Genomic DNA, 943 nt, shown 5'->3' with positions numbered 1-943 from the left:
TTGTGCTACTGCGCCCAAAGGAGTTGCTTTAGATGATTGACCTCCTGTATTTGAATATACTTCTGTATCAAGTACTAGTATATTTACATCAGCTCTTGTTGATATTACATGATCTAATCCACCATAACCAATGTCATAAGCCCATCCATCTCCGCCAAATAACCATATAGATTTTTTAACAAGATGCTCACTACTATTTAATATGAAGCTTACTAATTCTTTTTCTTCATTTATTGTTTTTGAATTCTTTAATGTTTTAAGGAATACTTCACTGGCAGCTTTTGATGTGCTTCCATCGGCAAAGGTTTCTACCCAATTTATAGCAGCTTTTTTCAAATCATTATCCATTGTTATCTCAATTAGTCTTTCAACCTTTGATTTAATTCTGTCTCTTTGTTGATCTACTGCAAGCATTATTCCAAGACCAAACTCAGCATTGTTTTCAAATAATGAATTAGTATAGGTTGGACCTTGACCTTTTTCATTTACAGTATAAGGAAAAGAAGGATAACTTGTTGCCCATGCCTGTGAACATCCTGTAGCATTTGCTATATACATTCTATCTCCATAAAGTTGAGTAATAAGTTTTGCATAAGGTGTTTCACCACAACCTGCGCAAGCTCCTGAAAATTCTAGTAGTGGCAATTCAAATTGACTTCCTTTTACTGTAGTAACGTCCATAGGATTTGGTTTTCTAGTTAATGAACTTGCATATTCCCAATTACTTGTTTCATCTAATTGCTCTCCAAGTGGTTTCATAACAAGTGCTTTTTCCTTAGCTGGGCATACATTTGCACAACTACCACAACCTGTACAATCTAGAACAGAGACCTGAACCTTATATTTATAATCTTCTAATCCCTTGCCTTTCGCATCTATAGTTTCAAAGTTACTTGGAGCATTCGATGCTTCATCTTTACTTGCAAGGAAAGGTCTTATCGAA

At 34.9% G+C, this 943-nt stretch carries 1 protein-coding gene; it reads right to left on the bottom strand.

The genetic code is table 11. The features are described from left to right. Positions 1 to 943: 4Fe-4S binding protein (locus KPL44_RS26235; protein WP_216256116.1), on the bottom strand; the 943-nt coding region annotated here is incomplete at both ends.

The organism is Clostridium sp. DSM 17811 (assembly GCF_018861905.1).
Lineage (GTDB): Bacteria > Bacillota > Clostridia > Clostridiales > Clostridiaceae > Clostridium_AD > Clostridium_AD frigoriphilum.
This window is presented reverse-complemented; position numbering and strand designations above follow the sequence as displayed.